Below are 8,417 nucleotides of genomic sequence, written 5' to 3' on the forward strand. Positions count from 1 at the left end.
TTAGTTTACACATTTTTAAAGGGGCTAGTCTTTTCTTGAACTAGTCCCTTTAAATTTAACTAACCCTAAACACACATGAATTCAACATTACTAAACTCTTTCATCCAGCTGTTTAAGCTCAACTGGCTTGCTACCAAAAGAGAGTCGGGTAAAGAGATTAAAACAGCCTCAACCATACTCAGGGGGTTGTCACTGGTTTTCTTCTTTGCTCTAGCCATACTTTGGTCGGTAATTGTCTTCAAACAAATCCGAGCAGGAGAACTCAACTTACACGAAGGAGCGAAGATTGTAGCACTTGCCTTAGGACCAATGCTGGCCTACGATTTTTTAATCCGAATATCTCTGCCCAGTTATATTTTAGAAGAACTACCAGTTCTCTTTACTCTACCCCTAGAGAAGAGACATGTCATTTTATTCAAACTATTCTACCACGGAGTAGGCCCATTAGTGATTATGTGGGTAGTCTTGATTACCCCTATTCTAGGAAGTCTTAATTATTTCAATGTGGGCATATTGGGGTATGTCCATGCTTTTCTAATTATGCTACTGGTTTTCACGATAAACAAACAGGTTATAGTTCTAGCCAAAAACTATTTTTCAAAGCATAAAGTTGTAACTACAACCTCGGTGATACTTTACTTCTTGGTGGTATTTCTCCCACTTATCTTATATAAGTTTGATGCTGTTAGCCAAGCTTATGGGAGTATACTCGTTCCACTAAATCACTACTGGCCAACTTACCTTATCTTACTACTCTTGCTAGGAGTAACACTAAGTCTAACCTATCAATTACTTCGTAATTTTAAAATTGACAGTCTAGGAGATGATGGATCAGATAACTCCTTCCAATTTAACTCGCTTACAAAGAGTGAGCGATGGAGTAAGATGGGACAACTTGGTCAGCAAATAAGATTAGACTTACTTTTCTTATTACGCACCAAGAAGATGCGAGCACTTCTACTTGTAATTCTTTTCTTTACAGCTCTTCCTATTTATACAATTCTAAGTAACCCCGAAGAGAGAGTTCTGAGTAGTTTAAATTTCCCCTATGTCTATTCAGCAATAATGTTTTACATGACCTACGTGCAATACGAATCCATTTCGATGGAGTTTTACTTTACACAAAGAAATCATATGGTCACCCTACTCAAAAGTAAATATATAATTACCACTATTGCGACCATCCCTTTATTGATTGCAGGCATCGTTTGTTTCCTCTACAGAGGGTTTGATTTATGGGGATTAATAGCACTCTATAGCTATATACCAGGTTTAATCAGTCTGTTTGGTCTAAGCATGTATATTTTTAATAGTATTGGAATCAATCCTGAGGCCAAAACCAAAGTCAACAAAAGTTTTAGTGGAATAATCTTTTTATTCATCTTGGTTGCGGCCGTTAGTGTTCCACTAATCAACTGGATAATCAGCCTTATCGTAGGCCAACCCTACTACGAGAATTTAACCATCATAATCTTAAACTTAGGAGTTGTTCTTCTTTCACCTCTTTGGTTAAAGTTGATTGCTAAATCAATGAACAATAGAAAATATAAAAATCTAGAGGGTATCCGCAACTCACTTAACTAATAAACAGAAAACATCATGTTAGAAATAAATAATATCACAAAATCATACAATAAGAAAGAGGTACTCAATATACCCTCTCTTAAGATAGATAAAGGCGAACTCATCGGTATTGTGGGCAATAATGGAGCAGGAAAATCAACACTTTTCAGACTTATGCTCGACCTGATTGCTCCCGACACAGGAGAAATAGGCTCAAAAGGTTTACTGGTTAATAAGTCGGAAGATTGGAAAACCTATACGGGTTCTTATGTTGATAATACATTCTTGCTTGGCTACCTTACGCCTACCGAATACCTTGATTTTTTAGGTTCACTCGGCAACATGACCAAAGAGGAAATATCGGCACGAGTAGATCGCTTTAAGAACTACCTAGGAACTGACAACCTCGAAGGAAAGAAATATATTCGTAACCTCTCTTCGGGAAATCAACAAAAAGTGGGTATTGTGGGTGCTCTATTTAATCAACCCGAATTTGTAATTCTGGATGAACCCTTTAACTTCTTAGATCCCACAGCACAAGAGAACACCAAAAAGCTTTTGGCCAAAATACACAGCGATACAGAAACCACCATTTTAGTTTCAAGTCATAACCTGGAACATTTGCTAACCATCTGCACAAGAGTTATCTTGCTCGAAAATGGAGTAGTTATCAAAGATGTCAAAGGCGATGCAGCCGTATATCAAGAAGAAATTATGAGCTACTTCCTCAAAGACATGGAGGACAATAGTGAAGAGTAAGTTTTTATATAAACTAGTAATAGGGTTATGTGTGCTCTTGGGTTTTGCTAGCTGCAAGACCCAAACTCCTAGACTCGATTACAAAGCACTAGCAGAAGCTTCAAGAAGGCTCGATATGGAGATTGGCTATACGGATAATCCGAAGCTCTATCTAGAGAGTGCCGAATGGATCGGTACTCCCTATCGAAATGGTGGCAACTCGAAAAGAGGTGTCGATTGCTCAGGCTTTACCAAACAGGTATTCTCGAAAACCTACGGCCTGGAGCTACAACGAACCACACAGGGACAAACTAAACAGATACGAAAGGTATCCAAAAATAACCTCAGAGAGGGTGATCTTGTGTTCTTTAGTAGCCCAAGATCCAAAAGACGGGTGGCTCATGTGGGCATATACCTCAAAAACGATCTCTTTGTACATGCCAGCACAAGTAGAGGAGTAATTGTTAGCAATTTAAAATCAAAATATTACAAACAACATTGGCTATATGGTGGACGACTTAAAAAATAGACTCAGTAGAACAGTGCAATTCATTATACTTTTGCTACTCTCAACACAAGTGGTAGATGCTCAGCTATTATGGAAAATCAGCAAGCAAGATCAACCTGACTCCTATATATTGGGGACTCACCACGTGATTCCAAGTTCTGTGATTGAAAACATAAAAGGAGTTGAAGAAGCGTATAAAAACAGTGAAGTACTGGTTGGCGAACTTGATATTAGAGAAATGGATGAGTTTGCCTCGGATGCGAACAATAGCATGATGCTCATGGCCCCTGCCGATTCTGCTCTCAATAAAGTAATGCGTGAAAACAGTTATAATTCACTCATGGAGCTGATGGATAAGGACCCTAACCTCGTTCAGCTCCCCAAGCTAATGGCAAACAGCTTTAAGCCACAGATGGTAAGCTCACTACTCAGCATAGGCCTGGCAGTCAAAGCTAACGAAAAGTTATTTCCAGGCAACGACTCTCCCATGGGTGTAGATATGATATTTGAGAATAGAGCAGTCAAAGAGGGCAAAGAAATTATTGGTCTAGAAAGCATGACTTTTCAGACCAAGCTACTTTACGATAATAAATCCATAAAAAAAGCAGCTGAAGAGTTATCCGACTTAATCGATTGCTTAGATAGCAACCCTGAGGCCGTTATAGCAAGCTCTGAAGAATTGGCCAAGCTCTATGTCGAACAAAATCTTGAGGGTCTACTCAAACTAGCCGATGAAACGTCTTCGGATATTTGCCCAGCTCTAACCATGGATCCTCTCGACCGTAAACTCATGGTAGACGATCGTAATATTGACTGGATACCGAAGTTAAAAACGGCCATAAAAAATAATTCTTGTTTCATTATTGTGGGTGCTTTACACCTACCTGGTCAACTCGGAGTATTAGAACTTCTCAAGAAAGAGGGCTACACAATATCCTCGGTATCGAAGTAAAACTAAGCAACAGCCTGAAACAAACAGCTCATTACTAGTAATTATTATCCTAATTAATTTGATTGCTAATAAGTAAATCATTAATTTTGCAACCGATTATTCCTAGCTAGGTAATCAAGCGACTAGAAATGAAATTTAGTCCACCTAGGGGAGCAAACCTGTATTATACAAATAACAGATGTACGCAATTGTAGAAATCAATGGTCAGCAATTCAAAGCAGAAGCTGGCAAAAAACTTTTCGTTCACCACATCCAAAACACTGAAAATGGTGCGACAGTTGAGTTTGACAAAGTTCTTTTAGTAGACAAAGACGGTAACATTACTATCGGTGCACCAACAGTAGAAGGCGCAAAAGTAGTATGTGAAGTTAAATCTCCACTTGTTAAAGGTGACAAAGTAATTGTTTTCAAAAAGAAAAGAAGAAAAGGATACCGTGTTAAAAACGGTCACCGTCAACAATTCACTGAATTGACAGTTAAAGAAGTTATAGCTTAATCATTAATCAATTAAAAATTAAGAAGAAATGGCACATAAAAAAGGTGTAGGTAGTTCGAAGAACGGCCGTGAATCGGAAAGCAAAAGATTAGGCGTTAAGATTTATGGTGGTGAAATTTGCAAAGCAGGTAACATTATCATTCGTCAAAGAGGTACTGCCTTCCACCCAGGTGAAAACATGGGTATTGGTAAAGATCACACTCTTTACGCTTTAGTAGATGGTACTGTAAACTTCAAAGTAGGTAGAGCAAACAAACGTTTTGTTTCTATTATTCCTACTGAAAGTGTAGAAGCATAAGGCTTTAATAGCAGTATAAAATATTTTGGAGGGATGCAGCTTAAGAGTTTGCATCCCTCTGTTTTTTATATAATTCACGCCCCTATATTATCTATTTTTCCATATCTTTGTAGTTTACGATATGTTCATAAAAAAGTGTTAACATGCTTACAATAAAACAGATTACCGAAGAGCCAGAAAGAGTTCTTCGTGGACTTGAAAAAAAGAATTTTAAGAACGCTAAAGAAGCGTTAGACCAAGTTATTGATGCCAACGAAAGAAGAAAAGAGGCACAAAAACAACTAGATAACAACCTTGCAGAAGTTAATGCACTATCGAAGACCATTGGTCAGATGATGAAAGAAGGTAAAAAAGATGAGGCGACTTCCATCCGTGAACAAGTTTCGTCTATGAAGGAAGGCAATAAAGCATTAGAAAATGCAATGAACTCTGCCCTGCAAGAGATGAACGAGCTTCTTTATAATATTCCTAATATTCCTCACGAATCTGTTCCAGAAGGTGTTGGTGCTGATGACAATAAAGTAGAACGCACAGGTGGTAAGAATCCTCAGTTAGCTGAAGGTGCACTACCTCACTGGGAATTAGCAAAAAAATACGACCTGATCGATTTCGAACTAGGTGTTAAGATTGCAGGTGCTGGTTTCCCCGTATACAAAGGTAAAGGTGCTCGTTTACAACGCTCACTTATCAACTTCTTTTTAGATGAAGCTAGAGATGCTGGATACCTAGAAATCGAACCTCCTTATGTAGTTAACGCTGCTTCAGGTTACGGAACAGGACAGCTACCCGACAAAGAGGGTCAGATGTACCACGCTACAGCAGATGATCTATATCTTATCCCAACAGCCGAAGTTCCAGTAACAAATATCTACCGTGACGTTATCGTAGACGAGAAAGATCTTCCTATCAAAAACTGTGCATATTCTGCATGTTTCAGAAGAGAAGCAGGTTCATATGGTAAAGATGTAAGAGGATTAAATCGCTTACACCAATTCAATAAGGTTGAAATCGTTAGAATCGACAAACCAGAGCATTCATACACTTCACTCAACGAGATGATTGAATATGTTGAGGGCCTTGTAACTAAACTAGGACTTCCATACCGTATTCTTCGTCTTTGTGGCGGTGACATGGGCTTTACTTCTGCACTTACATTCGATTTTGAAGTTTATTCTGCTGCACAAGAACGTTGGTTAGAAGTAAGTTCTGTATCTAACTTTGAATCTTACCAAGCTAATCGCTTGATGTGTCGCTACCGTAACGACGACAAAAAGACAGAGCTTTGTCACACACTAAACGGTTCAGCATTAGCACTACCAAGAATCGTTGCAGCCCTACTAGAAAACAACCAAACACCAGAAGGAATCAAAATTCCTGAGGTATTAGTACCCTATTGTGGATTTGATATTATAGACTAAAAATATATATAGAACGAAGATAAACATGAACAAAATCATTAGTAAAGACAAGTTTTCAGACCGCGTTTATAGATTTGTTGTGGAAGCGCCACTAATTGCAAAATCTAGAAAAGCGGGGCATTTTGTGATTGTCAGAGTGGGTGAAAAAGGCGAGCGTATGCCATTAACCATTGCAGGTGCAGACACGACAAAAGGTACAATCACTTTGGTAATACAACGTGTAGGACTTTCGTCAAAACGCCTTTGCGACCTAAATGAAGGCGACTATATCACCGATGTAGTGGGTCCATTGGGTCAAGCAACTGACATAAAGAATCACGGAACAGTTGTCTGTGCAGGTGGTGGAGTTGGGATGGCCCCCATGCTACCAATTGTGGAAGCTCTTAAAAAAGCAGGTAACAGAGTAATCTCTGTTATTGCTGGAAGATCAAAAGATTTAATTATTCTTGAAGATGAAATTAGAGCTAGCTCCGACGAAGTGATCATCATGACTGATGATGGTTCTTATGGAAGAAAAGGACTTGTTACTGCAGGTGTTGAAGAAGTCTTACAGAGAGAAAAAGTAGATCATTGCTTTGCTATTGGGCCTGCAATTATGATGAAATTCTTATGCAAGCTAACCGAGCAATATAAAATACCAACTACAGTATCGCTCAATACCATCATGGTAGACGGAACTGGTATGTGTGGAGCATGTAGAATCACTGTTGACGGAAAGACTAAGTTTGTCTGCGTAGATGGACCAGAGTTTGATGGTCATAAAGTAAACTTCGATGAGATGCTCAAAAGAATGGGTGCATTCAAATCGATTGAAGCAGCAAAATTTGAAGATAGCAACAATGCTAATCCATCATCTACTCTCGAAGCCAATACAACTGATGTTGAACGCCTTGTTCTTAATCACGAAGACATCCGTATTTCTGATATAAAATCGGATGACAGCTCTTCGAGAGATGCTGAATGGCGTCTTGCATTACGCAAAGCAATCAAAGCAAAAGAACGTTCTTCGTACGAGCGCTGTGTTATGAATGAGCTTGATCCTGTTTATCGTGCAACTAGCTTGACCGATGAAGTAAATCAAGGACTCACCATCAAACAAGCCCAAGAAGAAGCCAAACGTTGCTTAGACTGTAATAACCCTGGCTGTGTTTCGGGTTGTCCTGTTGAGATTGATATCCCTCGTTTTATTAAACATATTGAAATTGGCGAGTTTGGTAAAGCTGCTCAAACGCTAAAAGAGACAAGTGCTCTTCCTGCTGTTTGTGGTCGTGTATGCCCTCAAGAAAAGCAATGCGAGGCTAAATGTATCCACCTAAAGATGGGTAAACCTGCTGTAGCTATTGGTTACCTAGAACGTTTTGCTGCCGACTACGAAAGAGAAAGCGGAGAAATGTCTGTACCCGAAGTTGCGCCAAGCAACGGTATCAAGGTTGCTGTAATTGGTTCAGGTCCTGCTGGCCTTGCTTTTGCTGGTGAAATGGCAAAAAAAGGATATTCAGTAACTGCCTATGAAGCACTACACGAAATTGGTGGTGTACTTAAATATGGTATCCCAGAATTCAGATTACCCAACAAGATTGTAGATGTTGAGATAGACAACCTCAAAAAAATGGGTGTAAACTTCGTAATGGACTGCATCGTGGGTAAAACTATCGGTGTAGAAGATTTAAAAGCTGAAGGATTCCAAGGAGTATTTGTAGCCTCAGGCGCAGGACTACCCAACTTCATGGATATTCCAGGGGAAAACTCAATCAATATCATGTCGTCTAACGAATACCTAACTCGTGTAAACCTTATGGAAGCAGCCAATCCAGAATCGGATACTCCTGTAACTAAAGGTAAGCGTGTAGCAGTAATTGGTGGTGGTAACACTGCTATGGACTCGGTACGTACCGCAAAACGTCTAGGTGCAGATGTGGCTATGATTATCTACAGAAGATCAGAGGAAGAGATGCCAGCACGTTTGGAAGAAGTACATCATGCTAAAGCTGAAGGTATCGAATTCAAAACTCTCCACAACCCTATCGAGTACATTGCCGATGAGGAAGGAAAGGTTAAACAAGTCGTTGTACAAAAGATGGAACTTGGTGAACCAGATGAATCTGGTCGTAGAAGACCTGTAGCAATCGAAGGTGCTATCGAGACTATCAACATTGATATGGCTATTGTTAGTGTAGGTGTTTCACCTAATCCTATCGTTCCGACTTCAATCAAAGGGCTTGAGCTAGGTTGGAAGAACACCATCAAGGTTGACGAGAATATGCAATCCTCAATTCCCTTCATCTATGCTGGTGGTGATATTGTTAGAGGTGGTGCAACAGTTATCCTAGCTATGGGCGATGGAAGAAAAGCTGCAGCCTCAATGGATGCACAACTACAAGAAAAGTAAGAGGTTACAAATAGATAATCGACACTGTCTCAGGAAGTGTGTAAGTTAAAATGAT

The 8,417-nt window shown here is 39.4% G+C and carries 8 protein-coding genes; all 8 read left to right on the forward strand.

Features of this window, described 5'->3' with window-relative positions; genetic code table 11:
* The first annotated feature begins 75 nt into the window (after window positions 1–75).
* Window positions 76–1,584 (forward strand): DUF5687 family protein, encoded by a 1,509-nt coding sequence (locus tag B091_RS0109175; protein WP_018109709.1) that lies wholly within the window; start codon window positions 76–78, stop codon window positions 1,582–1,584.
* A 15-nt stretch (window positions 1,585–1,599) separates the two neighbouring features.
* Window positions 1,600–2,322, forward strand: coding sequence for an ABC transporter ATP-binding protein (locus B091_RS0109180; protein ID WP_018109710.1), 723 nt, complete (start codon window positions 1,600–1,602; stop codon window positions 2,320–2,322).
* Entirely contained in the window at window positions 2,312–2,830 is a 519-nt protein-coding gene (locus tag B091_RS0109185) for a C40 family peptidase (RefSeq protein ID WP_040368887.1), read from the forward strand. The genes B091_RS0109180 and B091_RS0109185 overlap by 11 nt, the downstream gene beginning before the upstream one ends.
* Window positions 2,808–3,761: a TraB/GumN family protein gene (locus B091_RS0109190; protein WP_018109712.1), complete on the forward strand. Its 954-nt coding sequence runs from the start codon at window positions 2,808–2,810 to the stop codon at window positions 3,759–3,761. Before B091_RS0109185 ends, B091_RS0109190 begins: the two co-directional genes overlap by 23 nt.
* Before the next feature lie 178 nt (window positions 3,762–3,939).
* Entirely contained in the window at window positions 3,940–4,257 is a 318-nt protein-coding gene (gene rplU / locus B091_RS0109195) for a 50S ribosomal protein L21 (protein ID WP_018109713.1), read from the forward strand.
* A 28-nt stretch (window positions 4,258–4,285) separates the two neighbouring features.
* A complete protein-coding gene (rpmA, locus tag B091_RS0109200) occupies window positions 4,286–4,555 on the forward strand; it encodes a 50S ribosomal protein L27 (protein WP_018109714.1) in 270 nt (89 codons plus the stop codon).
* A 143-nt stretch (window positions 4,556–4,698) separates the two neighbouring features.
* Entirely contained in the window at window positions 4,699–5,973 is a 1,275-nt protein-coding gene (gene serS, locus B091_RS0109205; protein WP_018109715.1) for a serine--tRNA ligase, read from the forward strand.
* 25 nt (window positions 5,974–5,998) lie between these two features.
* Window positions 5,999–8,362 (forward strand): bifunctional dihydroorotate dehydrogenase B NAD binding subunit/NADPH-dependent glutamate synthase, encoded by a 2,364-nt coding sequence (locus B091_RS0109210; RefSeq protein WP_018109716.1) that lies wholly within the window; start codon window positions 5,999–6,001, stop codon window positions 8,360–8,362.
* The last annotated feature ends 55 nt before the right edge of the window (window positions 8,363–8,417 follow it).

The sequence above is a fragment of the Bacteroides propionicifaciens DSM 19291 = JCM 14649 genome (assembly GCF_000375405.1).
GTDB classification, from domain to species: domain Bacteria; phylum Bacteroidota; class Bacteroidia; order Bacteroidales; family Bacteroidaceae; genus Bacteroides_E; species Bacteroides_E propionicifaciens.